The organism is Limnohabitans sp. (genome assembly GCF_017848645.1).
Taxonomy (GTDB): Bacteria; Pseudomonadota; Gammaproteobacteria; order Burkholderiales; family Burkholderiaceae_C; genus Limnohabitans_A.
This window is the reverse complement of the sequence record NZ_JAFEIF010000032.1, coordinates 50,842-76,917: the sequence shown is the minus strand read 5'-3', so window position 1 is coordinate 76,917 and position 26,076 is coordinate 50,842. Positions and strand designations below refer to the sequence as shown.

Below are 26,076 nucleotides of genomic sequence, written 5' to 3'. Positions count from 1 at the left end.
ACCCCCCGGGGGGAGGGCGTTTTCCGGGGGTTGAAGTGGCCACCGCCACTGGCGCTCATTTTGTTGGGCATCGCCTGCGTCAACCATGTGGAGTGGACAGCCCTGGTGCAAGACCCGGCAGCCGACACCTCGCGCTACATCACCGGAGCGGCGCTGGCCGTGGGCGCGGTGGTGTGCTGGACCTGGTACCCGCTGAAAAACGCCGACTGGCTGCGCGGCCACCCCGATCGCAACCCCCGTGTGTGGGCCACAGCGCAGGGCATCGCCACTCTGCCGCTGGCCTTGCTGGGCTATGCCGCCTACTGGCTTTGGGCCAACGCCACCCAAGACCCCTTGCCCATGCCACTGGGTCCTCGTCCCTTGGAGTTTGTCGGCCTCATGGTGGCCATCGGCCTGCTGGCCTCCTGGCTGGGCACTCTGTGCTGGAACGCCGCAAGCCAACGCCTGCCCACCGCCTTGGCCGGGCAGCTCATCGTGTTTGAAACCCTGGCGGCACTCAGCTACGCCTTCTGGCTGCGCGGCCAGTGGCCCGAGCCGCTTACGCTGGCGGGCATTGCACTGCTGGTGGCGGGGGTGATTGGTGGGGTGCGGGTCAAAGCCAAGACATCCAATTGATCGGGCTTTGACATGCTGCTTCGCGAAAGGATCGATGTCGGACCATAAAGGTCCGACCTACAGGGAAATGTTGGACCACGGGCATACATCTGTCTTCGTAGGTCGGTGCCTTCAGGTCCGACATGGCAGTTGTTGACCATAGCCATCGGAAAGAAGCTTGGGACCATCAAGGCTCAACATTCCGGGGTCTGGCACAGACCCGCGAAGTACAACAGGGCTTCACACCGTCAATTCAAAGTCTGCTTAGCCACAGCACGCGCCCGCGCCGCATGCAGTTTTTTGTAGCTGTCGAGCAGGCGCTGGTGCCGGTCCAGGGTTTCCAGTTGCATGCTGGTGGGCGTTAGTCCATGAAAGCGCACGCTGCCGTCCACAGAGCCAATGGCCGCATCCATGCGCTCGTTGCCAAACATGCGACGGAAATTCACCTCGTAGTCTTCTAAGTCCAAGTCCTCGCCCAGCGTGACTTCGAGCACCACGTTCAGGGCTTGGTAAAACAAGCGGCGCTCCACCGTGTTGTCGTTGTATTGCAAGAAGGCACCCACCAATTCGTGGGCTTCTTCGAGCTGCTGCAAAGCCAGGTGAATCAAGAGTTTGAGCTCCATCACCGTCAACTGGCCCCACACCGTGTTGTCGTCAAACTCGATGCCGATCAGGGTGGCGATGTCCAGGTAATCGTCGAGTTCGTTGTTCTCCAGTCGCTCCAGCAAAGCAGCCAGTGCTTCGTCGTCCAAGCGGTGCAGATTCAGCACATCGACGCGGAACAAGAGCGCTTTGTTGGTGTTGTCCCAAATTAGGTCGTCGACGGGGTACACCTCGGAATAGCCGGGCACCAAGATGCGGCAGGCGGTGGCACCGAGCTGGTCGTGCACCGTCACATAGGCCTCTTTGCCCATGGTTTGCAAGATGCCGAACAGCGTGGCGGCCTCTTGCGCGGTGGCATCGTTGCCCTGCCCGGCAAAGTCCCATTCCACAAACTCGTGATCGGCCTGGGCGCTGAAAAACCGCCACGACACGATACCGCTGGAGTCGATGAAATGCTCCACAAAGTTGTTGGGCTCGGTCACGGCGTTGCTGGTGAAGGTGGGTGCGGGCAGGTCGTTGAGGCCTTCAAAACTGCGGCCTTGCAGCAGCTCGGTCAGGCTGCGCTCCAGCGCCACCTCCAGCCGGGGGTGCGCGCCAAAGGACGCAAACACCCCACCCGTGCGCGGGTTCATCAAGGTCACGCACATCACCGGATACTGACCACCCAACGACGCGTCTTTGACCAAGACCGGAAAGCCCTGCGCCTCCAAAGCCTCGATGCCAGCCACGATGCCAGGGTACTTGGCGAGCACTTCCGTCGGCACATCGGGCAAGGCTATTTCGCCTTCCAAGATCTCGCGCTTGACGGCCCGCTCAAAAATTTCTGACAGGCACTGCACCTGCGCTTCAACCAGCGTGTTGCCCGCGCTCATGCCGTTGCTCACGAACAGGTTTTCCACCAAGTTCGATGGGAAGTACACCACTTCCCCATCAGACTGGCGCACATAGGGCAGCGCACAAATGCCGCGCGAGGGGTTGCCCGAGTTGGTGTCGAACAGGTGCGAGGCCTTGAGCTCGCCGTCGGGGTTGTAAATCTTCAGGCAATGCTCGTCCAACAAGCCTTTGGGCAGCGCGTCGCGCTTGCCCGGTGGGAACCAACGCTCGCGGGGGTCGTGCACAAAGTCGGCTTGCGCTAGGTCTTCGCCAAAAAACACGCCCGCGTAAAAGTGGTTGTTGTTCAGGCGCTCGATGTATTCGCCAAGCGCTGAGGCCAAGGCGCTCTCTTTGGTCGAACCCTTACCGTTGGTGAAGCACATGGGCGAATGCGCGTCGCGGATGTGCAGCGACCACACATTGGGCACCAGGTTGCGCCACGACGCGATCTCGATCTTGATGCCCAGTTTGGCCAACACCGCCGTCATGTTGGCAATGGTCTGCTCCAGCGGCAAGTCCTTGCCCGCAATGCGGGTCTGCGACTGCGCATCAGGGCTCAGGGAGAGCAATGCCTGCGCGTCGGCGTCCAAGCTGTCCACCGCTTCAACGATGAAAGTGGGGCCTGCTTGAATCGCCTTTTTGACCGTGCAACGGTCGATAGAACGCAAGATGCCTTGGCGGTCTTTGTCCGACATGTCGGCCGGCAACTCCACCTGGATCTTGATGGTCTGCAGGTAGCGGTTGTCGGGGTCCACGATGTTGTTTTGCGACAGGCGAATGTGCTCGGTAGCAATGCCGCGCGTCTCGCAATACAGCTTCACAAAATACGCCGCGCACAAAGCCGACGACGCCAAAAAATAATCAAACGGCCCCGGCGCCGAGCCATCGCCCTTGTAGCGAATCGGCTGATCGGCCAGCACGGTGAAGTCGTCAAACTTGGCCTCCAGGCGCAGTTTGTCGAGAAAGTTGACTTTGATTTCCATGTGGTGGTTCCAAAAAAACAAACGCCCCCAAAGGGGCGCTTGGTGTGTGACACGCCAAGGCCAAGACGACTGGCCCGGCGCAGGGGCCTCAACCCCAGAGCTTTTTAACCCGCGCGTCCCGCCCGCAACTCAAGCGATAGTAGCTGTAGCGCAGCTCGTTCTTCTTGTAGTAATCCTGGTGGTAGTCCTCGGCCAAGTAAAACGCAGAGCTGGGCGCCAGCTCGGTGTGAATGGTGCTGAAGCGGCCGCTGCGGATCAAGGCGTCTCGGCTGGCTTCGGCGATAGCGCGTTCGGCCTCATTTTGCCAATAGATCCCGCTGCGGTATTGCGGGCCCACATCACAAAACTGCTGGTCTTTGACGGTCGGGTCGATGTGCCTCCAAAAGTAGTCGACCAACTGCGCATAACCGACTAGGCTCGGGTCGTACAGCACCCGCACCGCCTCGGTGTGGCCCGTGTGGCCGGCGCTGACTTGTTCGTAGGTGGGCTGGGGCGTTTGGCCAGCGGTGTAGCCCGACTCAACGGCCAGCACACCGGCCAGTTTTTCAAAGTCGGCCTCGATGCACCAGAAACAACCACCGGCAAACAAAGCGTAAGCCATGGGCTTGCCGTTGACCACGGGCGCGGCAACCACCTCGGTGGGCACGGCCTGGGCCGCAGGGGCTTGGCCCGCGCTGGAAGACTGGCTGGGCGTGCAAGCCGTCAACAAGAAGGCGCCAGCGGCCCATGCCATGGCCAACCAACGCAGGGGCTTTGAAACAGTCGTGCGGTTCATGCTCATGCCCTCAATGCGGGAAGGGTTTGCCCTTCGGGCACAAACGCCAAGGCCACACCGTTGTTGCAGTAGCGCTTGCCCGTGGGTTTGGGTCCGTCATCGAACACATGCCCGTGGTGCCCGCCACAGCGCGAACAGTGGTATTCGGTGCGTGGGTAGATGAGCTTGAAATCGGTGGAAGTGCCCAAAGCACCCGGCAAGGCTTGGAAAAAACTGGGCCAACCCGTGCCACTCTCGTATTTGTGGGCCGAGCTGAACAAGGGCAAGTTGCAGGCCACACACACAAAGGTGCCGGGCCGCTTCTCGGCATTGAGTGGGCTGCTGCCCGCGCGCTCGGTGCCGTGCTCAAACAACACTTCATACGCACTCGGAGAGACCAACTTGCGCCACTCGGCTTTGGTTTTCTTCAGAGGAAAAGCGGCCGCCGCCGCGCTCAAGGGCAGCGTTGCGCTGGCCAACCAGGCCGAGAAGAATTTGATCATGTGGCGTCGTTTCATGGGAGTGACCTGGTGGGTTGCTGAAACACGGGGCTTCATGACTCGATTCGTGCAGGAATGGCGAAAAGTTACAGCACCATCCGTATTGAGGGTTTGATTGTCCTGTTTTTTTACGCCGCAAGCGCTGATGCCTGAACGCAGCGAATGGCCGCACCCGTAAAAAAGCAAACCTATGTTCGAACAAACCTTTAAAAATATCGATGACATCCTGCACAAAGACGCGGGGGTCACCAGCGAACTGGATTACACCGAGCAATCCTCCCGACCACAACGCCGCGCTCACGGTTGACGACCTCAAGGCTTTTGTCAACGCCCAACTGTTTCCGTATCTGGCGGGCATTTAACTGCTATTCGCAAGGGGTCATTGGCTGTGTGAGGGTCAAGTCAGTTTGAAACACTCTCATGGCATGGTCATGCACACTTTCATGAAAGCATCCACGGCTGGGGTCTGTGTACGGGACACCGAAGTCATCAGGCAAATTGTTCGGAATGCAGACAGGCTGTCAATGGGTCGAAAAGTCAGGTGATTCAGGTCAAAGCATTCCAGTAAGGTTTTTGACAGCACACCAATAGCTAAGCCTTCGCGGATCAAACCCAACATGGTGCCCACTTGTGCCACCTCATAGGCAGGCTCCAAGAGAAAGCCCAGTCGTCGAAATTCCGTGTAGATGGTTTGCCTGAGATGGCCAGTTGAGTTCACCACCACCAAGGGATAAGGTTTCAAATCGGCCCATGAAAGTAGCTGCTTTTCAGTCAAGACATGTCCCAGCGGCAACACCGCACCCAAGGCCTCCTCGAACAGCGCTGTTTGATGAAACTCTCGCCCCTCTGCATAGGCTGGCGTCAAGGCCACATCGACCGTGCCTATGCGCAACATCTCCAGACACTGGTCGGAAAGGACATCCACCAATTGCACGTCAATGTCAGGGTGGCGGTGCAGGAATGCGGCAATGGCTCGCGGCGCATAACCGGCGGCCAAGGAAGGCACCGCCGCAATCACGAGCTTGCCACGCTCGCCTGAGATGAATTCCCGAATCCGAACCTGTGAATGCTGGATGCTCTCATCGAGCGTTGTGGCCAGCGCATAAAACTCCTGCCCCACCACCGTGAGTTTGACTTTGCGCGTATGGCGATCAAACAACTGTGCCCCCAGCAGACTTTCCAGTTTTTTGATGCTGGAACTGAGCGCGGGCTGCGAGATGTGGCAGTCCCTGGCCGCCTGACTGAAACTCAAAGTCCGGGCTAAAGCCAAAAACACTTCCACCTGTCGAAAAGTTATATTCATTTTTATTATAGAAACATCAAAAAAACAAAATTGACTTATAAATATAACTCACTTACGCTTGATTTCAATCAAAAAAGAAGGACACCAAGATGCAAGCCATGGAAAACGTTGACACCTTGGAGGTGATTGCCTCTCATAAAGCACTTGGCGCTGACATTGCAGGCATCGACTTGTCAAAGCCGTTGAGTGCGCACCAGCTCGACACCATCCGACAGGCTTGGCAAGAGCACTTGGTTCTCCGGTTCAGAAATCAGGGGCATGTAACCTTTGAGCAACAAATCGCCTTTTCCAAGCATTTTGGTCCTTTGGACAAAAGACCCACCGTCAGCCACGGCATGAGCAAGACCCATGACGAATTGCCGCCAGAAATCGCCGTGATTTCGAACGTGAAAGTTGGCGGTGTACCGGTCGGTGCACTCGGGGATGGCGAAGCTGTTTGGCATGCGGACATGACCTACAACGAATTTCCGCCGAAAGGCGCGTGCCTGTTCAGCAAGGAAGTGCCACCATCGGGTGGAGACACCCACTTTGCCAACATGTACATGGCCTACGACAGCTTGTCCGATGAACTCAAGCAACGCATTCAATACCTGAGTTGTGTGCACGATGCCAGTCGCAACAGTGCCGGCGAGTTGCGACTGGGGTTTACCGACAACACTGACCCCACACAAACGGTAGGTGCCATTCATCCCCTGGTAACCACTCAACCGCAAAGCGGCAAAAAAGCCTTGATGCTGGGGCGTCGCCGCAATGCTTACATCAAAGGCCTCGCACTGCAGGAAAGCGAGGCCTTGCTGGATGCACTGTGGGCTCACGCCACCCAGGATCGTTTCACTTGGACCCAGGTTTGGACCGCTGGCGACGTCATGATGTGGGACAACACTTGCACCTTGCACAAACGGGATGCTTTCGATCCCCATTCACGCAGGCTCATGTATCGCACTCAAATCGCATCTCGCTAGATACCGCCCCTCCCGACAACACCCTCTGTTCAGACTCGCAACGATTAGGAGACAAACACATGCTTCACCGAACAAGACGTCACATATTGGCCCTGGGCTTACTGGCGGGTTTGTCCGCCCCCAGCTGGGGCCAGCAGCAGCCCATCATGCGCATCGTGCACGGCTCCGGTGCAGGGGCTCCGCAAGATGTGATGCTGCGCATACTGGCCGATGAAATCAGCAAAAGCTCAGGTCGCAGCGTGATTGTGGAGCCCAAGCCAGGGGCATCGGGTCAATTGGCCATGTCTTTCTTGAAACAAGCGCCTGCCGATGGCCTTACCCTGCTGGCCGATGGGACAGGCATCACCTCCATACTGCAGTTGCCAAGCCGTCTGCATGAATGGACCGATTTCGAACCTCTGTACCGGGTTCAGCTCGACCCCTTTGCCTTGTATGCGCTGCCTCAGAAATTCAAAGACTTTGGTGCCTTTGCCGATGAAATGCGCGTCAAGAAAGACCATGTTCGGATTGGCGGGTATGCCATCGGTGGTCCGTTCCAAATGGTCATGATGCAATTGAGTCGCAGGGTAGATGGCGATTTCAGCTGGATCCCGTACGACAGCGGCGGCAAAGCCATTGCCGCAGTCATTGGCGAACAGATCGAAGGCGCTGTCAGCAACGTCAGCGTGGCGGGCACCTTTACGCCGCGTACCAAGATTCTGGCCCAGACCGGCGAGGCTCGGTTGGCCCAATTGCCCGATGTGCCCACGTTCAAAGAATTGGGCATTGACATAGTCAAGTACCACTGGCGCGGGTTGTTCATAAAGAAAGGTACCCCCGAAGCCTTGATCGAGCGCAACTACGCCATGATCAAAGCGGGGGTTGCTTCGGCACGGTTTCAAAAATACCTCAAAGATTCGGGCACGATTGAAGGCACCATCAGCCGTACTGCAATGGCCGACATGCTCACCGAACAGGCACGCAACGACACACAGCTGCTCAAGCAACTCAAGATGATTCCATGAAAGTTCTCTTTGTCCAGAATTGAAAAAATCCAGCTGCATGACTTGAGCATGCCTTTCAAAGAGCCCTATCCAAGCGCGATTGCCACACTCACCGCTTTGCAAACCCTGCTGGTGATCGTGACCACAGATGACGGCACCATCGGCTTTGGCGAAGCGGCTATTGTCGAAGGCTATACCCATGAGACACGACAGGGCGGGTGGGACTTTTGCCTGCATTACGCGAAGAAAGCAATCGGCTTGCATTGTCAAGAAGCCATGGCACTTTGGCTTGAACATCGCAGCTTGCATTCACATGCCGTGGCGGCTCTGGTCAGTGCTGTCGAAATGGCAATGTCCCATCCTCTGCTGGGACCCCATGCCGAAACAGTCGCCGTGCCCATGCTCGCTCCCGTCAACGCCAAAAACAAAAGCCAGATCCACGACGAAGTGGATCGACTTTTGGCGGCAGGATTCAAGACTTTGAAGGTCAAAGTCGGCTTTGATGTGGCGAGCGACCTGGAGCGTCTGACCTGGATACAGGCGCACGTCAATGGCCGTGCCACCCTACGGCTCGATGGCAACCAAGGCTATCAACTTGCACAAGCTCTTGAATTTGTTCAGTCCCTATCACCACAGTGCATCGAACTCTTTGAGCAACCCTGCAAGGACACAGATTGGGAGGCCGCAACCCAAGTCGCCCGCATCAGTCCGGTGCCCATGATGCTGGACGAATCCATCTTTGAACCACAGGACATTGAAAAAGCTGCACAACTGCAAGCGGCCCAATACATCAAGCTCAAACTCGTGAAATCGGGTGGCATCAACCCACTGATGGCCGATCTGCACAGCATCACCCAGCATGGCATGCAACGGGTGCTTGGCAATGGTGTGGCGTCGGAAATTGGTTGCTGGATGGAAGCCTGTGTTGCCCGTTCCACCATTGTCAATGCAGGTGAGTTCAATGGCTTTCTCAAGCCAAGGGACCATATTTTCCAAACGCCCCTGTGTTTCGCTGACGGCTGTATTGTTCTCCCCTCAGGTTATTGGCCTGCTCTGGACATGTCTGCGATTCAACGTCTCTCTGTCCAGCAAGCACTCATCCATTCAGAGGTCTGATGCATTTGAATTTTCAAAATCGCGTGGCACTGATCACCGGTGGCAGCAAGGGCATTGGCTATGCGATGGCCAATCATTTGGGACAGGCAGGTGCCCGTCTGGTGATTTGCGCACGGCATGAAACCGCCCTGAAAGAGGCCTGCACCTCACTGCAAGCCAAAGGACTGGATGTCCTGAGTGTGGTGGCAGATGTCTCTGTTCCCCAGGATATCGATGCGCTGGTGGCCAGTGCCCATGCGCATTTCGGACGCATCGACATGCTCATCAACAATGCTGTCAGCTCTTCTCAGAATGAGTTCGACGCCTTGTCAGACGAAGATTGGCAACACCACATCAACATCAAACTCATGGGCTACATCCGCTGTGCACGCGCTGTTCTCCCGCATATGAAATTCCAGAATTGGGGGCGCATTGTCAACATGGCAGGCATCACGGCACGAGATGTCAGTGCCTACCGAATGACCAATGGTGTGGTCAACGCGGGCGTGACAAATTTCACTAAGCATCTGGCCGAACAGGTTGGGGCATTCGGGGTGACCGTCAATGCGATCCATCCAGGCTACACGTGGACGCCCCGGCTTGAATCGGCTCTTGAAAAATGGGCGTTACTGGAAAACATGACCGTCGAACAAGTCACCGCCCTGAGGCTGAAAGAAATTCCAATAGGTCGTTTCATGCAACCTGAAGACATGGCCCGGCTGGCTGTTTTCTTATGCAGCGACGCTGCCAGCGCGATCACTGGACAAGCTATAGCGGTGGATGGTGGCTCTGGTCGTGCCATACCTTATTGAAGACGACGGCAGCGAAATAACGGGCACCCGATTTCAAAAAGCCCAAGCAAAACGCAGAAGTTTTGACACTTCTGCGTTGGTTTGGAGTCGTGCCTCAGTCGTTCAATACACCGGCTGGTGCTGCTTCAAGCTCGCAATCACTTCCGCCGTCAGCACAAAGCCCGCCCCATACAGCGCGGCCAGTTCCGCGCAACGCTTGGCAAACGCATCCACGCCCTGTCCATAGATGAACTGCAGCGCCCCACCCGTCCAGGCCGGAAAGCCGATGCCGAAGATCGAGCCGATGTTGCCGTCGTGCACCGAGGTCAGCACGCCTTCTTGCAGGCAGCGGGCGGTTTCCACGGCTTGGCGGTACAGCAGGCGGTCTTTGATGTCTTGCTGGCTGTAGGCCACGTCGGCTTTTTCAAAGCGGGTTTTGAGTTCGGGCCACAACACTTTTTTCTGGCCAGCGGGGTAGTCGTAAAAACCACCGCCTGCGGCGCGGCCGGGGCGTTTGAGTTCTTTGACCATGCGCTCAACCAGCAGCTCACCGGGCGTGGCAGTGTGGGTTTTGCCTTCTTTGGCAAAGTCTTCGCGGGTTTGGTCCAGCACATGCACCGACAGCGACAGCGCAGTTTCGTCCAGCACGGCCAGCGGGCCCACGGGCATGCCCACTTGCATGGCCAGGTTTTCGATCACGGGGGCGGGGATGCCCTCGCCCAGCATGGCCGCGCCTTCCATCACAAAGGTGCCAAAGGTGCGGCTGGTGTAAAAACCGCGTGAGTCGTTCACCACAATCGGCAGCTTGCCCAGCGCCTGCACGTAGTCGTACGCACGGGCAATCGTCTCGTCGTCGGTCTGTGCACCGCGAATGATCTCCACCAGCTTCATCTTGTCCACCGGGCTGAAGAAGTGGATGCCCACGAATTTCTCGGGCTTGGCGCTGGCTTTGGCCAAGCCGCTGATGGGCAAGGTGGAGGTGTTGCTGGCAAAGAAGCCGCCCTCGGCGAGCATCGGCTCGGCCTCTTGCGTGACACGGGCTTTGAGTTCGCGGTTTTCAAACACGGCTTCGATGATCAGGTCGCAACCCTTGAGGTCTGCAGCGCTGGCCGTGGGCTGGATCAGTGACAACAAGGCCGCTTGTTTGTCAGCCGCCATGCGACCTTTGTCCACGCGTTTTTGCGTGAGCTTGTGGCTGTAGGCTTTGCCTTTTTCTGCGGCTTCCAAGCTCACGTCTTTGAGCACCGTGGCGATGCCCCGGCTGGCTTGTGAATACGCAATGCCCGAGCCCATCATGCCCGCACCCAAGATGCCCACTTTTTGGGGCTTGTAGCGCGGTGCAGCCTTGGGGCGGCTTTGGCCGCCCTTGATGCTGTTCATGTTGAAGAAGAAGGTGTTGATCATGTTGCGCGCCACCTGGCTGGTCATCAGACCTGCGAGGTAACGGCTTTCGATGCGCATGGCGGTATCAAAGTCCACCATCGCGCCTTCGACCATGGCGGCCAACGCCGCTTCGGGAGCGGGGTACAGACCGCGTGTTTTTTGCTTGAGCACGGCAGGCGCCACACTCAGCATGCCCGCGATCTTGGGGTTGCTGGGCGTGCCACCGGGCATTTTGTAGTCCTTGCGGTCCCACACATGCTGGGCGGCTTCGGGCTGGCCTTGCGATGCAGCGATGAAAGCCAATGCGCGGGGGCGAAGTTGGTCGTCAGTTGCCACGATCTCGTGCACCAGGCCGAGCTTTTGCGCTTCTTCGGGACCAAAGAGTTTGCTCTCCAGCACATAGGGCTGCGCGGCCAGCAGGCCCAGCTGGCGCGTCATCTTGGTGATGCCGCCGCCACCGGGAATCAAGCCCAGCGTGACTTCGGGCAGACCGAATTGTGTTTTGGGGTTGGCCGTGGCGATGCGGTAATGACCGATGAGAGCCACCTCCCAGCCGCCGCCCAGCGCCGTGCCGTTGAGGCAGCTGACCACCGGCACGCCCAGGGTCTCGATGGTGCGAAAAGCTTTTTTGATGCCTTCGATCTCGGCAAAGACACGCGGGCCGTCCGAGGCTTGCGAGCGCATCACGCCCTTGAGATCGGCCCCTGCAAAAAAGGTGGACTTGACCGAGGCCAGGATGATCCCTTTTAAAGATGCCTTGTCTTTGGCCACCTGCTCAGCCGCCTGAGTCAGGTCAGCCTGCCATTGCAGGCACATGGTGTTGACCGGCGAGCCCTGCTCGTCAAAGGTGATGGTGGCGATGCCGTCCGCCAGTTCGTAGCGCAGTGTTTTCAAAATCATGATGGTGTCTCCCCAATCAAACGCGTTCAACGATGGTGGCGATGCCCATGCCGCCGCCCACACACAAAGTGGCCAAGCCGTAACGCAATTTGCGGCGGTGCAGCTCATCAATCAAGATGCCAATGATCATCGCGCCCGTGGCCCCCAGCGGGTGGCCCATGGCGATCGCGCCACCGTTGACGTTGACCTTGTCGTGCGGCACGCCCATCTCTTGCATGAACTTCATGGGCACGGCGGCAAAGGCTTCGTTCACCTCAAACAAATCGATCTGATCAATCGTGAGGCCCGCCTTGGCCAGCGCCTTGCGGGCAGCGGGCATGGGGCCTGTGAGCATGATGGTCGGGTCAGCGCCCGACAAGGCCACCGACACGATGCGGGCACGCGGTGTGAGGCCATGGGTTTTGCCTGCGGCTTCCGAGCCGATCAGCACAGCCGCTGCGCCGTCCACAATGCCCGACGAGTTGCCAGCATGGTGCACATGGTGGATGCGCTCAACCTGCGGGTAACGCTGCAAGGCCACGGCGTCAAAGCCCATGGCACCCAGTTGCTCAAACGAAGCTTTGAGGCCGCCCAGAGTTTCCACCTTGGTGCTGGGCTTGATGAATTCGTCTTGCGCCAGGATGACTTGGCCCAGCTTGTCTTTGACAGGCACCACCGAGCCATCGAAGTAACCCGCTGCGCGCGCGGCCGTGGCGCGCTTTTGCGACTCGACAGCAAAGGCATCGACATCGTGACGGCTGAAGCCACTCATGGTGGCAATCAAATCAGCGCCAATGCCTTGCGGCACAAACAGTGTGGCGCTGTTGGTTTCGGGGTCTTGTGCCCAAGCACCGCCGTCCGCACCAATCGGCACACGGCTCATGCTTTCAACGCCGCCAGCGACGACCAGGTCTTCCCAGCCGCTGCGCACCTTCATGGCGGCCATGTTGACCGCTTCCAGGCCCGAGGCGCAAAAGCGGTTGAGCTGCACGCCCGAACAGCGCCAGTCCCACCCCGCAGCCAAAGCGGCCACTTTGGGGATGACCGAGCCTTGCTCGCCAATGGGCGAGACCACGCCCATGACCACGTCGTCCACCGCAGCGGTGTCGAACTGGTTGCGGCTTTGCAGCTCGCGCAACACGCCGCTCAAAAGACTGATGGGCTTGACCTCGTGCAGGCTGCCGTCTTTTTTGCCTTTGCCACGCGGTGTGCGTATGGCGTCATAAACAAATGCTTCGCTCATGAATGTCTCCTGGGTGTCATCAGGGGTTTGCCCTGTGTTGTGGATTTTCGCATTCAGTATAGACTTTTACCAAGCAAACGCTTTGTATAAATAGCAACCCCCAAGTCCTGAAGGTGACACCATGATTGAACGCACACTCTTTTCCGCCGACCACGAAGCTTTTCGCGACAGCTTTCGCCGCTTCATGGACAAGGAAATCGCCCCCCACCACGACGCCTGGGAAGAACAAGGCTATGTGGACCGCGCCGTCTGGGACAAGGCCGGTGAAAACGGCTTTTTGTGCATGACCCTGCCCGAGGCCTATGGCGGCTCGGATGCCGACAAGCTGTATTCGGTGGTGCAGATGGAGGAACTCTCACGCGCAGGCTTTACGGGCATTGGCTACGGCCTGCACAGCGAGATCGTGGCCCCTTACATCCTGCATTACGGCACCGAAGCACAAAAGCAAAAGTACCTGCCCAAGCTGGCCAGTGGCGAGATGGTGGGTGCGATTGCCATGAGCGAACCGGCTGCGGGTTCGGACTTGCAGGGCGTGAAAACCACGGCCATGCTGCAGCCCGACGGCACATACCTGATCAACGGCAGCAAGACCTTCATCACCAACGGCTGGCACGCAGACCTGGTGATTCTGGTGGCCAAGACCGACCCGGCTGCGGGTGCCAAGGGCACCAGCTTGTTCTTGATCGAGCGCGGCACCCCCGGCTTTGAGAAAGGCAAGCGCTTGAAGAAGCTGGGCCTCAAAGCACAAGACACGTCCGAATTGTTCTTTGACAACGTCAAGGTCAGCGCCGACCAGCTGCTGGGTGGCGAAGCCATGCAGGGCAAGGGCTTCATTTGCCTGATGGAGCAGCTGCCTTGGGAACGCCTGCAAATCGCGATTGGCGGCATTGCCGCAGCGCAAGCGGCCATCGACTGGACGGTGCAGTACGTGAAAGACCGCAAGGTGTTTGGCCAGGCCGTGGGCAACTACCAAAACACCCGCTACACCCTGGCCGAGTTGCAGACCGAGGTGCAGGTGGCGCGTGTGTTTGTGGACAAATGCTGCGAGCTGGTCAACGTGAACAAACTCGACACCGCAACCGCCAGCATGGCCAAGTACTGGTGCTCGGATTTGCAGTGCAAAGTAATGGACGAGTGTGTGCAGCTGCACGGCGGCTATGGCTACATGTGGGAATACCCCATCACCCGCGCCTATGCCGACGCCCGCGTGCAACGCATCTACGGCGGCACCAACGAGATCATGAAAGAAGTGATCTCGCGCAGCATGGGCTTGGCGGGGCGCTGAACGCATGAACGAACTGGCCGAGCCCAAACGCGCACGCGGCCGCCCCCGCAAGACCGAGGGTGAGCGCGACGATGGCAACCGTCGCCAGGCGCTGATCGCGGCGGCGGCGCAGCTGTTTCATCGCCAGGGCTACGACGCCACCAGCACCCGAGAAATCGCGGCGCTTGTCGGCATGCAGCCGGGCTCGCCCTTCTACCACTTCGGCAACAAACAAGACCTGTTGCTGGCGGTGATGGTGGAGGGCATGCGCCAGGCCAGTGAGCGGCAACGCGCCGCATGCGCCCGCTTGAGTGGCCAAGAAAGCGCACGCGAGCGGCTTCGGATGCTGGTCCGCAACCAGTTCGATGTGCTGCTGGGACCGGACAGCGACTTCATTCCGGTGATGCTTTACGAATGGCGCTCGCTGAGCGCCGAACAGCGCCAAACCATCACGCAAATCAAGGATGGGTACGAAGCCGTCTGGACACCCGTGCTGCAAGCGCTGCATGACAGCGGGCAACTGCAAGCGCCAGTGGGTTTGGCCCGATTGATGATTTTTGGCGCTTTGAATTGGGCGGTTCAGTGGTACCAAGCGCCTGTTGAAAAAACCGTCAAGCGGTCTTCAAAAGCTGCAACCCAAACAACATCGAATGGCCCCCAACGTGCCACGCTGGACGATTTGACCGAGGCCGCCCTGGCCTTGTTTTTGAGAGACCCCGCATGAACCCCGCCACACCTTACCAATCCGTCTTTGCGCCCGGCCTGCTCCAAGGGCAGGTCATCCTGGTCACCGGCGGCGGCTCGGGCATTGGCCGATGCACCGCGCATGAGCTGGCCAGCTTGGGCGCACACGTGGTTCTGGTGGGCCGCAACCCCGACAAGCTGAGCGCCACAGCGCAAGAGATCACGGGTGACGGCGGCCAAACCAGCTGGCACAGCTGCGACATCCGGCGCGAGGACGATGTGAAAGCCCTGGTCGCGCAGGTGGTGCAGCAGCACGGGCGCATCCACGGCCTGGTCAACAACGCGGGCGGGCAATACATCTCGCCCCTGGCCAAAACCAGCGTCAAAGGCTGGCAAGCCGTCATCGACACCAACCTCACCGGTGGCTTTTTGGTGGCGCGTGAGTGCTTCAACCAAAGCATGCACGCACACGGCGGCGCGGTGGTCAACATCGTGGCCGACATGTGGGGCTCCATGCCGGGCATGGGCCACAGCGGCGCAGCGCGGGCGGGCATGGTCAGTTTTACAGAAACCGCTGCATTGGAGTGGGCCGCGCAAGGCGTGCGCGTCAACGCCGTGGCCCCGGGCTACATTGCCAGCAGCGGCATGGACCATTACCCCCCCGAGGCTGGCCCCATGCTGCGCGAAATGCGCAACACGGTGCCACAAGGCCGCTTTGGCACCGAGGCTGAAACCTCAGCCGCCATTGTGTTTTTGCTCTCACCCGCCGCAAGCTTCATCAGCGGCACGGTACTGCGCGTGGACGGTGCCCGCCCGCAAATGCGCATGGGCTGGCAGCAAGGTGTGGCCACACCCGATGTGCAAACACGCGATGCGGTGAAACCCTTTGACGGCTTTCACCGCGCCGTCACACCCAAGGTATTCCAATGACTTTTGAATCCACCTGGAACCCGCACAGCCCTGTGGCACAGCAGCGGCGCGAAGCAGCACTCGCCCGCTTGGCGCAGAGGCAAGCCCTGCAAGACCGCGCAGCGCTTGCTTCGGCCCAGTCCAAACCCGTGTTTGACAAGCGCGGCCAGTTGCTGCCGCGTGAACGTGTCGCCTTGCTGCTCGACCCCGGTGCGCCCTTTTTGCCACTGTGTGCCCTAGCGGGCTTCATGCAAGACACACCCGACCCCGCCAAGTCGGTGCCCGGCGGCGGCATGATCGCGGGCATTGGCTTCATCAGTGGTGTGCGCTGCATGGTGGTGGCCAGCGACTCGGGCATCGAAGCCGGGGCGATTCAGGCGCGCGGCCTCGAAAAGATTTTGCGGGTGCAAGAGTTGGCCCTGGAAAACAAACTGCCTTTTGTGCACCTGGTCGAAAGCGCCGGGGCCAATTTGATGCAGTACAAGGTCGAAGGTTTTGTGCTGGGTGGCAGCCTGTTCCGCAACCTGGCTCGCCTGTCGGCGGCGGGCCTGCCCGTGATCACGGTACAACACGGCTCGGGCACGGCAGGCGGGGCCTACATGCCGGGCTTGAGTGACACGGTGATCATGGTGCGCAGCAGGTCACGCGCGTTTCTGGCCGGGCCGCCTTTACTCAAGGCCGCCACGGGCGAAGTCGCGAGCGAAGAAGAACTGGGCGGGGCCGAGATGCACACCAGTGTGTCGGGTCTGGGCGAGTACCTGTGCGAAGACGACCGCCACGCGCTGGGCACCGCCCGCGATGTGGTGGCGCGTTGGGACTGGGCTGCGCACTCAACACAAGGACAAGCCAAGCCCCCGCGCTGGGATGCCGAAGAACTGCTCGGCCTGATGCCCGCCCACCACCGCGAACCGATCGACATGCGCGAAGTCATCTTGCGGCTGGTGGACGACTCGGATTTCCTGGAATTCAAACCTTTGTTCGGTGCGGCCACGGTGTGCGCACAAGCGCGCATCGGTGGGCATGCGGTCGGCATCATCAGCAACAACGGCCCCATCGATGTGGCCGGGGCCAACAAGGCCACGCACTTCATCCAGTGGATGTGCCAGCTGGGCCACCCCATCGTTTATTTGCAAAACACCACCGGCTACATGGTGGGCAAAGACAGCGAGCAAGGCGGCATGATCAAACACGGCTCCAAGATGATCCAGGCCGTGACCAGCGCCACGGTGCCGCAGATCACCATCCAGTGCGGGGCCTCGTTTGGGGCGGGCAACTACGGCATGTGTGGGCGGGGTTATGCGCCACGCTTTTTATTCAGTTGGCCGGGGGCCAAGACGGCGGTGATGGGCGGCGAGCAAGCCGCCCGCACCATGCAAATCGTGGCCGAGGCGGGCATGGCACGCAAAGGCATCACACCCGACCCCGACAAGATGCAGGCCCAGTTCGACAAGATCGTGGCCCTGTTCGAGGCCCAGGCCGACGCCTTCTACACCAGCGGTCTGGTGCTGGACGACGGTGTGATCGACCCGCGGGACACCCGCAGCGTGCTGAGCTTTAGCCTCGACACCTGCGCCGAGAGTGCAGCACGCCAACCCCGCGCCAGCACATTTGGCGTGGCGCGCATGTAAAACAACCCACGGAGACCCACCATGCAATACACCCACGAACACCGCGAGATCCAGAACACACTCAAACGTTTCATCGAAGCCGAGATCAACCCCCATGTGGACGAGTGGGAAGCGGCCGAGATCTTTCCGGCGCACGAAGTCTTCAAAAAGATGGGCGACTTGGGGCTGCTGGGCCTGACCAAGCCCGAAGCCTTTGGTGGTGCGGGCCTCGACTACTCCTACAGCCTGGCCATGGCCGAGGCACTGGGCCACATTGACTGCGGCGGCATCCCCATGGCCATTGGCGTGCAAACCGACATGGCCACGCCCGCCTTGGCACGCTTTGGCAGCGACGAATTGCGGGCGCAGTTTTTGGCCCCGGCGATTGCGGGTGACATGGTGGGCTGCATTGGCGTGAGCGAGCCGGGTGCGGGCAGCGATGTGGCGGGCATCAAGACCGTGGCCCGCAAAGACGGCGACGACTATGTGATCAGCGGCCAGAAGATGTGGATCACCAACAGCCTGCAGGCCGACTGGATGTGCATGCTGGTCAACACGGGTGAGGGGCCAATCCATAAAAACAAAAGCCTGGTCATGGTGCCCATGCGCGAAAACGGCAAGCTGCTGCCCGGCATCGAGGTGGGCAAGAAGATCAAAAAGATCGGCATGAACAGCAGCGACACGGGCCTGATTTATTTTGACGAAGTGCGGGTGCCCCAGCGCTACCGCATCGGGGCTGAGGGACAGGGCTTCATCTACCAGATGCAACAGTTTCAGGAAGAGCGCCTGTGGTGCGCGGCCAGCACACTGCAGTCGCTGTCCAACTGCATCCAGTGGACGGTGGAGTGGGCGCAAGAGCGCAAGCTGTTTGGCAGCACCTTGGCCGACCAGCAGTGGGTGCAGTTCAAGCTGGCCGAACTCAAGGCCGAGGTCGAAAGCCTGCGCGCCCTGACCTACCAAGCCTGCGAGCACTACATCGCGGGCGAAGACGTGACCGAGTGGGCCACCATGGCCAAGCTCAAAGCGGGACGTCTGAACCGCACCGTGCCCGACACCTGCCTGCAGTTCTGGGGCGGCATGGGCTTCACCTGGGAAAACAAAGTCTCGCGCATGTACCGCGACGGGCGTCTGGCCTCGATTGGTGGCGGTGCGGACGAGGTGATGTTGGGCATCCTGGCCAAGATGATGGGCATTGCCAAGCGGCCCCAGAAATGAGCACCCCACACCTGCTAATCGAGCGCCAGGGTGCGGTCGAAACCTGGACGATGAACGACCCGGCCACCCGCAACGCCTTGAGCGATGTGGTGGTGGACGGCATGCTGCAAGCCTGCACGCGGGCTGCAGCGGACTCCACACTGCGCATCGTGGTGCTGACCGGCGCAGGTGGTGCCTTTTGCGCGGGAGGCAGTTTGGGCGGCTTTGCCAGCCTGATCGGCCAACCCCTGCAAGACGGACAAACCGACCCGCTGCTGGCCATGAACCGGGGATTCGGTGACCTGTTGCATGCCCTGAGTGCCCTGCCCCAGCTCTTGGTGTGCCGGGTCGATGGCGCAGCCATGGGCGGCGGCTTTGGCCTGGTGTGCTGCGCCGACCATGTGGTGGCCACAGCGCGTTCGGTGCTGGGCACGCCCGAGGTCACGCTGGGCTTGCCGCCTGCGCAGATCGCGCCATTTGTGTGGCAGCGCCTGGGCGAGAGCGCCGCACGCCAGTGCCTGCTGCAAGGCCTGAGCTACACCGCTGACCAAGCGCACCAATTGGGCTTGGTGAATGAAGTCATCGAAGAGGGCGGCGATGCGGCTTGGCACGCGACTCTGACGCGCCTCTTGCGTGCAGCGCCCGGCGCGGTGGCCAGCACCAAACAACTGCTGCGCAGCTTGCGCGGCCCTGTGCCTGATTTGCGCAACGCCGCAGCGCAGGCCTTTGCACACAGCTTGCGAAGCACCGAGGCTGCCCAAGGCTTGGCTGCGTTTGCACGCAAACAGCCCGCGCCCTGGACCCTGAGCCAAGAGAAACAACCATGAGCAGCACCCTCCCCACCCGCGTCACCCGCCTGCTGATCGCCAACCGGGGCGAGATCGCCCGCCGCGTGATCCGCTCCGCCCGCCAGATGGGCATCCAGACGGTGGCTGTTTACTCAGACGCCGACCGTGACGCCTTGCATGTGCACGAAGCCGACACCGCTGTCGCTTTGGACGGTACGCTGTCCGCTGACTCGTATTTGCGCATCGACAAGCTGCTGGCGGCCGCGCAGGCCACCGGGGCCGATGCGGTGCACCCAGGTTATGGTTTTTTGAGCGAGAACGCCGATTTTGCGCAGGCCGTGATCGACGCGGGCCTGACCTGGGTCGGGCCGCCGCCTGCGGCCATTCGTGCACTGGGCAGCAAGTCGGCTGCCAAGGCTTTGGCCCTGCAGCACGGCGTGCCTTGCTTGCCGGGCTACTTTGGTGCGGACCAGAGTGACGCCACCTTCTCCACGCAAGCGCAGCAACTGGGCTTGCCGCTGATGGTCAAGGCCGTGGCCGGGGGCGGCGGGCGCGGCATGCGCTTGGTGACCGACATGGTGCAGCTGCTGCCCGCCCTGCACAGCGCCCGCTCGGAAGCGCTGGCCGGTTTTGGAAACGGCGACTTGTTGATGGAACGCGCCTTGCTGCGCCCCCGCCACATCGAGGTGCAAATCATGGCCGACATGCATGGCCACTGCATCCACTTGGGTGAGCGCGACTGTTCGGTGCAGCGGCGTCACCAAAAGATCATCGAAGAATCGCCCAGCCCTGCCGTGAGCACTGCGCTGCGCGCGCAACTCGGGCAAGCGGCCATTGCGTTGGCGCAATCGGCGGGCTATGTGGGTGCGGGCACGGTGGAGTTTTTGCTGGACAAGGCGCAGGACAACAAGCCGTTCTATCTGATGGAGATGAACACCCGGCTGCAGGTGGAACACCCCGTCACCGAGATGCTCACGGGTCTTGACTTGGTCGAGTGGCAATTGCGCATCGCCCGCGGCGAGCCGCTGCCGCTGGCGCAAGCCGATGTGCAGCTGCAAGGCCACGCCATCGAAGTGCGCTTGTGCGCTGAAGATGAACACTTCACGCCGCAGACTGGCACGGTGCAAGCCTTTGCAGCACCTGCAGGCTTGCGCTTTGACCATGCGCTGCACGCGGGTGCAGTGGTCACGCCGCATTACGATGCGATGCTGGGCAAGCTGATTGCCCACGCGCCCAACCGCGCTGAAGCCATCGACCGCCTGCGCACAGGCCTGGACCAGACCGCCGTGCTGGGCCTGCCCACCAACCGCGCGTTTTTGGCCGCATGTTTGCAGCACCCGGTGTTCTGCGCGGGTGAGGCATTGATCCCTTTCCTGGCCGAACAGGCCGATGCGCTGCGCCAAAGCCTGCAGGCGACGAGTAAAACCAGCACCGTGGCTGCCTTAGCTGTTCTCTACGCGCAACAAGCGCCCGCCGCCGCCATGCCCAGCCCCTTCACGCGGCCGTTGCGCATGGGCCTGGGCACAGGCACCCTCTCGCTGAACTTGCAGGAACTCGGGCAGGGCCGTGTGCGCATTCAAACAGGCGATGCCACACACGAAGCCCGCGTGACGCACAGCCCTGAAATGCTGCACATCGACCTGGACGGCTGCCGCTGGCAAGCCCGCGCCGTGGCGTGCCGGGGCACCACCATCGCTGTGCAGTGGCATGTGCAGCTGCAAGGCCCAGAGACCTTTGAGCTGTGGCTCACCGACCAAAGCCACAGCGCGCCCAGCACAGGGGCTAGCGCACAAGCCGCGCAATCGTTGCGCGCGCCTTTTAATGGCAAGTTGATCACATTGCATGTGCAAGAAGGCCAATCGGTCCAACAAGGCGATGCCGTGCTGGTGATCGAATCGATGAAGCTGGAACACATCTTGTGTGCTCCACGCGATGCGGTGGTGCACAGCCTCTCGGCCAGCGTGGGCCAGCAAGTGGGACCCGGCCAGGTGCTGGTGCAATGGAAGGACGCGACATGAACACCGCCGATGGCACAACTGATTTCACAGCCGAAGACCTGCAAAGCCTGCAGACCACCGTGGAGCGTTTTGCCAGACAAGCCATTGCCCCGCATGTACCCGCTTGGGAAGAAGCCGGTCAGTTTGACCGTTCGCTTTACATTCAGGCCGCACAGCTGGGCCTGCTGGGCCTGGGCTACCCCGAGCATTTAGGCGGCAGACCCGCGCCTTGGCGAGCGCGCAACCTGCTGTCGCAAACGCTGGCGCGATACGGCGGCAGCGGCGGCGTGATGGCCAGCCTGTTTTCGCTCAACATCGGCTTGCCGCCGGTCATGGCGCATGGCACTGCCGAGCTGCAGGCCGAAGTGGTGCCCCCGGTGTTGCGCGGCGAGCGTATCGCAGCACTGGCCATCACCGAACCCGGTGGCGGCTCCGACGTGGCCGGCCTGCGCACCACGGCGCGCGCAGACGGCAGCGACTATGTCATCGACGGCGAAAAAGTCTTCATCACCTCAGGCCTGCGCGCCGACTGGATCACGCTGGCCGTGCGCACCCACCCGGCCAGCAAGGGCGCCAGCGGCATCTCGATGGTCGTGGTGCCGGGGGACACTCCGGGCATCTCGCGCATACGCCTGCACAAAATGGGCTGGCACAGCTCGGACACGGCACAGCTGCGTTTTGATGGCGTGCGCGTGCCACAACGTTACCGGCTGGGTGAAGAAGGCGCGGGCTTCAAGATGATCATGGGCAACTTCAATGGCGAACGCCTGGCCATGTCGGCCATGGCGCTGGGCTTTGCGCAGGCTTGTTTTGACGAAGCGCTGGACTGGGCACGTCAGCGCCAGACCTTTGGCGCGGCCTTGATCGAGCGGCAAGCGATCCGCCACAAACTGATGGACATGCAAATGCGCATCTCGTCCACCCAAGCCTGGGTGGATGCGGTGACGCAACAAGCGGACGCAGGACAGACCGGTGCCGAGTGGGTGGCCCAGGTGTGTCTGCTCAAAAACCACGCTACCCAAACCATGCAGTTTTGCGCCGATGCCGCCGTGCAATTGTTAGGCGGCATGGGCTTCATGCGCGGCACCGTGAGCGAGCGGGTCTACCGCGAAGTGAAAGTGATGATGATTGGCGGCGGGGCCGAAGAGATCATGAAAGAGCTGGCGGCCAAGCAGCTGGGCATTTGAAGCTGGGCCCAAGGCCTGAACGCCCACACGCGCCTGCACAATTGGAGAACCTGGCCTGGTGCTCAGGCCGGTCTGGGCTGACCTGGCGGCAACTCGTCGCGCAGCGCAAAAGCCATTTGCAACATGCCCGCCAGCAGCCCCACCAGCACCCCCACTTGCACGGCCCGGTTGTACGAGCCCATGGCATCGAACACCAGACCGCCCCCCAACGCGCCCATGAAGCTGCCCAGCTGGTGGCTCATGAAAGCGATGCCGCCGAGCATGGCTTGCCAGCGAAGACCAAAGGTTTCGCCGATGTAGCCCGTCACCAAGGGGGCCACTCCCAGCCACAAAAAGCCCATGATGGCGGCGAACACCAAGGTGTTCTCAGGCGTTGGCACCGACAGGAAATACCAGGCCAGACCGAATGAGCGCAGCACATAAATGCCCCCCAACAGCAGCAACTTGTTGTACCGCCCACCCGCCCAACCAAAAAAAAGACTGCCCAGCACATTGAAGCCCCCAATCATGCCCAGCGCCTGGGCACTGAGCATCGGGTCCATGCCGCACAAATCGAGGTAGGACGGCAGATGCGTGGTCAAAAACACCAGCTGCATGCCGCACACAAAATAGGCCAGTGTCATCACCGCAAAAGGCGGGTGTTTCAAGGCAAACCGGGCCATGTCGGGGGCATTGTCTTTTTCACCATGCGGTGAAAGCGGCACCGGCAAGGCGTCCACCCGACCGGCGTACCAGGCGGCGGGCAAGATGATCAGGGCCATGACGACAAAACCACCCACACCCACGCGCCAGCCATGCGCTTGAGACAACAATTGGCCGATGGGCGCCGCCATCAAGGCCCCCAAAGAGCCTGCGGCGGACACGATGCCCAGCACCGTGCTGCGCAAGGCCGGCGACACCGGCCGCGAAGCCACCGCCATGGCAATGGCCGATCCGTTACAAGCCATGGCCGCACCAATGGCCACGCCAGCGCCCAGGATCACACCCAGCAAGCCTTGCGCCAGGCACAGCAAAGTCATGCCCAGGATGTAAAGCACGGCACCGGTCATCATGAGGGGGCGGTAGCCGATGCGCACAGCCAAAGCCCCCGCAAAGGGCTGCAAAAACCCCCAAGCCAGGTTTTGCACCGCAATCGCCAGGGTGAACTGGGACACCGAAATGCCGATGTCCTGGGTCAGGGCAGGCATGAACACGCCCAGGCTTTGGCGCAAGCCCATGCTGACCGACAACATCAGCGCAGCGCCGATCAGGATGGGCAAGCCCGGACGCAAGGCAATCAAGAGGTTCATGGTGTGCTTCAGTGGTGCTTGGAGTCACTCTAACCACACCCACCCCAGCAGGCTGGCCTTTTCGCGACAGGCCACGCGCAGCCCTGACCTGCCATGACCCGCCCGTCCCTGACCAGCACTGGCCCGGCCGCGAGCTGCGAAGATCAGATCCAGCCTGACTTCAAACGCGCGATTCATCCTGCAAAAGCTGATAATGACCAACCAAACCTCTTGGAAATTCTGACCATGCGCACCACCTTCAACTACAAGCACCTGTATTACTTCTGGGTCGTGGCCAAGGAGGGTGGCATTACCCGGGCCGCAGACAAGCTGGACATGGCGGTGCAAACCGTGAGCGCACAGGTGCGTGAACTGGAACGGTCCCTGGGTTATGCCCTGCTCAAACCCGCAGGGCGCGGTCTGGTACTGACCGATGCCGGGCTGGCGGCCATGCAACAAGCCGACCAGATTTTTCAGTTGGGCGAAAACCTGCCGGCGCTGGTGCGCGACGCGGTGAGTTCTCCCACGGTGCGCTTGGCTGCGGGCATCTCGGACGGCCTGCCCAAACTGGTTGTGCGCCGCCTCATGCAGCCCGTGATGGGCGAGCCGCATTTGCGCTTGCTGTGCCACGAGGGTGAATTTGACGACCTGCTGGGTGACCTGGCCCTGCACCGCTTGGATGTGGTGCTCTCAGACCGCCCCGCGCCGGGCAACGCCAACATCAAGCTTTACAACCATGCGCTGGGGACGTCCCCAGTCTCTTGGTATGGCACGGCGGCGCTGGTCAAGGCCGCCAAAAAGAAGTTTCCAGCCAGCCTGACCGAGGTGCCTGTGCTGCTGCCCACGGGCCACACCGCCGTGCGTGCACGATTGGACCACTGGTTTGAACAGCACGGCATCCGTCCACGCATCGTGGGCGAGTTCGAAGACAGCGCCTTGCTCAAGACCTTCGGCGAAAGTGGCATGGGCGTGTTCCCGGCCGCTGAGTGGGTGCACGATGAGCTGCTGGCGCACTACGACGTGCAGCGCCTGGGGCCCTGCGAAGGCGTGAAAGAAAACTTCTTTGCGATCGGCACAGAAAAGAAAGTGCAACACCCGCTGGTGCAGCGGCTCTTGCAGGCCAACGACGCGGCCCATTGAGCCACGAACACACGGAGGCACGCAGGCTCTGCAGCTTTAGACGTGAAAAAGCCCCCAGGGCTTGTGACCCTGGAGGCTTCTTCAAGAGCGCCGCGCGTCAGGACTTGGCTGAACGCACACTCAACAACATGGTCACGGCCAGGATGCCAACCACCACACCCAGCGAGATGGCCACCGGGATCTTGAAGATGTCGATCAGGCACATCTTGGTACCAATGAATACCAGAATCACAGCCAAACCGTAGTTGAGCAAGTGGAACTTGTTGGCCACGGCCGCCAGCAAGAAATACATGGCGCGCAAACCCAGAATCGCGAACACGTTGCTGGTCAGCACAATGAAGGGGTCCGAGGTGATCGCAAAAATCGCCGGGATCGAATCCACCGCAAAGATCACATCGGTCAAGGCAATCAAGCAGATCACCATGAACAAGGGCGTGGCGATCTTCTTGCCGTTCTCCATGGTCCAGAATTTTTCACCGTCGTAGTTTTTGCTGACAGGCAAAATTTTGCGCAACAACTTGAGCGCAGGGTTATCGTCCAGCGAAGGCTCCTGCCCAGCGGCCCACCACATCTTCACACCCGTGAGGATCAGGAAAGCACCAAACACGTACAAGATCCAGTGGAACTGCTGGAGCAACCAGCCACCCACCAAAATCATGATGGTGCGCAGCACGATGGCACCGATGATGCCGATCATCAGCACGCGCTTTTGAAACTGGGTTGGTACAGCGAAGTAGGTGAAGATCATCAGGAAGACAAAAATGTTGTCCACCGCCAATGATTTCTCGATCAGGTAACCGGTGAGGAATTCCAGCGACTTGGTGTTCGCCAACTCCACCGAACCGGTGGTGTCCTTGATGGCCCACCAGAACAAGCCGTTGAACAAAAAGCTCAAGGCAATCCAGATCAGCGACCAGTTGAGCGCCTCCTTGACGCCGATGTCGTGCGCGCCCTGCTTTTTGAGCACGACAAAATCGACAAACAGCGACACCAACACAATGGCCACAAAAGTGGCCCATAACCAAAGGGGGGCAACGGTTTCCATAAAGACCTTTCAAATCCAGCAAAAAATCCAAAGCACCGGGTCGCACG

Annotated in this window: 22 protein-coding genes; 14 read left to right on the top strand and 8 right to left on the bottom strand. The window is 60.3% G+C overall.

The genetic code is table 11. From position 1 onward, the window contains the following. Nucleotides 1-615, top strand: a 615-nt coding sequence (locus QZ190_RS08030) for a DMT family transporter (protein WP_291915251.1), incomplete at its 5' end; no start/stop codon positions are given. Between the two features lie 227 nt (nt 616-842). Here the strand turns inward: QZ190_RS08030 and QZ190_RS08025 are convergent. The 4 genes from QZ190_RS08025 to QZ190_RS08010 all read right to left on the bottom strand — a co-directional run bounded on the left by QZ190_RS08025 (nt 843) and on the right by QZ190_RS08010 (nt 5,610). Then, a complete protein-coding gene (locus QZ190_RS08025) occupies nt 843-3,053 on the bottom strand; it encodes an OsmC domain/YcaO domain-containing protein (protein ID WP_291915250.1) in 2,211 nt (736 codons plus the stop codon). A gap of 88 nt (nt 3,054-3,141) precedes the next feature. After that, nucleotides 3,142-3,828, bottom strand: a complete 687-nt coding sequence (gene msrA / locus QZ190_RS08020; RefSeq protein WP_291915249.1) for a peptide-methionine (S)-S-oxide reductase MsrA — start codon at nt 3,826-3,828, stop codon at nt 3,142-3,144. A gap of 2 nt (nt 3,829-3,830) precedes the next feature. After that, complete coding sequence (msrB, locus tag QZ190_RS08015; protein ID WP_291915248.1) at nt 3,831-4,325, bottom strand: peptide-methionine (R)-S-oxide reductase MsrB; 495 nt, start codon at nt 4,323-4,325, stop codon at nt 3,831-3,833. A gap of 400 nt (nt 4,326-4,725) precedes the next feature. Further along, nucleotides 4,726-5,610 (bottom strand): LysR family transcriptional regulator, encoded by an 885-nt coding sequence (locus QZ190_RS08010; protein WP_291915247.1) that lies wholly within the window; start codon nt 5,608-5,610, stop codon nt 4,726-4,728. Nucleotides 5,611-5,699: 89 nt separating this feature from the next. Here QZ190_RS08010 and QZ190_RS08005 point away from each other — a divergent pair, with 89 nt between their 5' ends. The 4 genes from QZ190_RS08005 to QZ190_RS07990 are packed head-to-tail and all read left to right on the top strand — an operon-like array spanning nt 5,700 to nt 9,462. Next, entirely contained in the window at nt 5,700-6,572 is an 873-nt protein-coding gene (locus QZ190_RS08005; RefSeq protein WP_291915246.1) for a TauD/TfdA family dioxygenase, read from the top strand. 59 nt (nt 6,573-6,631) lie between these two features. Beyond that, a complete protein-coding gene (locus tag QZ190_RS08000) occupies nt 6,632-7,576 on the top strand; it encodes a tripartite tricarboxylate transporter substrate binding protein (protein WP_291915245.1) in 945 nt (314 codons plus the stop codon). A gap of 9 nt (nt 7,577-7,585) precedes the next feature. Continuing rightward, a complete protein-coding gene (locus tag QZ190_RS07995) occupies nt 7,586-8,671 on the top strand; it encodes a mandelate racemase/muconate lactonizing enzyme family protein (RefSeq protein WP_291915244.1) in 1,086 nt (361 codons plus the stop codon). Beyond that, the gene (locus tag QZ190_RS07990; RefSeq protein WP_291915243.1) at nt 8,671-9,462 is read left to right on the top strand and encodes an SDR family NAD(P)-dependent oxidoreductase; all 792 of its coding nucleotides are present in this window, start codon (nt 8,671-8,673) and stop codon (nt 9,460-9,462) included. The genes QZ190_RS07995 and QZ190_RS07990 overlap by 1 nt, the downstream gene beginning before the upstream one ends. A gap of 102 nt (nt 9,463-9,564) precedes the next feature. On the opposite strand, the gene QZ190_RS07985 is transcribed toward QZ190_RS07990, so the two are convergent. Together QZ190_RS07985 and QZ190_RS07980 are read right to left on the bottom strand one after the other, a co-directional pair. Next, nucleotides 9,565-11,718 carry a 3-hydroxyacyl-CoA dehydrogenase NAD-binding domain-containing protein gene (locus QZ190_RS07985; RefSeq protein WP_291915254.1) on the bottom strand — a complete coding sequence of 718 codons (2,154 nt, stop codon included), beginning with the start codon at nt 11,716-11,718 and terminating at the stop codon, nt 9,565-9,567. Nucleotides 11,719-11,740: 22 nt separating this feature from the next. Beyond that, nucleotides 11,741-12,946, bottom strand: coding sequence for an acetyl-CoA C-acetyltransferase (locus QZ190_RS07980; RefSeq protein WP_291915242.1), 1,206 nt, complete (start codon nt 12,944-12,946; stop codon nt 11,741-11,743). A gap of 121 nt (nt 12,947-13,067) precedes the next feature. On the opposite strand from QZ190_RS07980, the gene QZ190_RS07975 reads away from it, so the two are divergent. The 8 genes from QZ190_RS07975 to QZ190_RS07940 are packed head-to-tail and all read left to right on the top strand — an operon-like array spanning nt 13,068 to nt 22,576. Then, nucleotides 13,068-14,231, top strand: coding sequence for an acyl-CoA dehydrogenase family protein (locus tag QZ190_RS07975; protein WP_291915241.1), 1,164 nt, complete (start codon nt 13,068-13,070; stop codon nt 14,229-14,231). Between the two features lie 4 nt (nt 14,232-14,235). Beyond that, the gene (locus QZ190_RS07970) at nt 14,236-14,934 is read left to right on the top strand and encodes a TetR/AcrR family transcriptional regulator (protein WP_291915240.1); all 699 of its coding nucleotides are present in this window, start codon (nt 14,236-14,238) and stop codon (nt 14,932-14,934) included. Then, on the top strand, nt 14,931-15,824 hold the full coding sequence (locus QZ190_RS07965; protein WP_291915239.1) for an SDR family oxidoreductase: 894 nt from the start codon (nt 14,931-14,933) through the stop codon (nt 15,822-15,824). The genes QZ190_RS07970 and QZ190_RS07965 overlap by 4 nt, the downstream gene beginning before the upstream one ends. Continuing rightward, nucleotides 15,821-17,431, top strand: a complete 1,611-nt coding sequence (locus QZ190_RS07960; protein ID WP_291915238.1) for an acyl-CoA carboxylase subunit beta — start codon at nt 15,821-15,823, stop codon at nt 17,429-17,431. Before QZ190_RS07965 ends, QZ190_RS07960 begins: the two co-directional genes overlap by 4 nt. 21 nt (nt 17,432-17,452) lie before the next feature. Beyond that, nucleotides 17,453-18,625, top strand: a complete 1,173-nt coding sequence (locus tag QZ190_RS07955) for an acyl-CoA dehydrogenase family protein (protein ID WP_291915237.1) — start codon at nt 17,453-17,455, stop codon at nt 18,623-18,625. Then, on the top strand, nt 18,622-19,431 hold the full coding sequence (locus tag QZ190_RS07950) for an enoyl-CoA hydratase-related protein (RefSeq protein WP_291915236.1): 810 nt from the start codon (nt 18,622-18,624) through the stop codon (nt 19,429-19,431). The genes QZ190_RS07955 and QZ190_RS07950 overlap by 4 nt, the downstream gene beginning before the upstream one ends. Next, nucleotides 19,428-21,410, top strand: coding sequence for a biotin carboxylase N-terminal domain-containing protein (locus tag QZ190_RS07945; RefSeq protein ID WP_291915235.1), 1,983 nt, complete (start codon nt 19,428-19,430; stop codon nt 21,408-21,410). The genes QZ190_RS07950 and QZ190_RS07945 overlap by 4 nt, the downstream gene beginning before the upstream one ends. After that, on the top strand, nt 21,407-22,576 hold the full coding sequence (locus tag QZ190_RS07940) for an acyl-CoA dehydrogenase family protein (protein ID WP_291915234.1): 1,170 nt from the start codon (nt 21,407-21,409) through the stop codon (nt 22,574-22,576). The genes QZ190_RS07945 and QZ190_RS07940 overlap by 4 nt, the downstream gene beginning before the upstream one ends. 62 nt (nt 22,577-22,638) lie before the next feature. On the opposite strand, the gene QZ190_RS07935 is transcribed toward QZ190_RS07940, so the two are convergent. Beyond that, nucleotides 22,639-23,865 (bottom strand): MFS transporter, encoded by a 1,227-nt coding sequence (locus QZ190_RS07935; RefSeq protein ID WP_291915233.1) that lies wholly within the window; start codon nt 23,863-23,865, stop codon nt 22,639-22,641. 225 nt (nt 23,866-24,090) lie between these two features. On the opposite strand from QZ190_RS07935, the gene QZ190_RS07930 reads away from it, so the two are divergent. Beyond that, on the top strand, nt 24,091-24,984 hold the full coding sequence (locus QZ190_RS07930) for a LysR family transcriptional regulator (RefSeq protein ID WP_291915232.1): 894 nt from the start codon (nt 24,091-24,093) through the stop codon (nt 24,982-24,984). Nucleotides 24,985-25,081: 97 nt separating this feature from the next. Here QZ190_RS07930 and QZ190_RS07925 read toward each other — a convergent pair whose 3' ends face one another. Then, nucleotides 25,082-26,029 (bottom strand): TerC family protein, encoded by a 948-nt coding sequence (locus QZ190_RS07925; protein WP_291915231.1) that lies wholly within the window; start codon nt 26,027-26,029, stop codon nt 25,082-25,084. Nucleotides 26,030-26,076 lie beyond the last annotated feature (47 nt).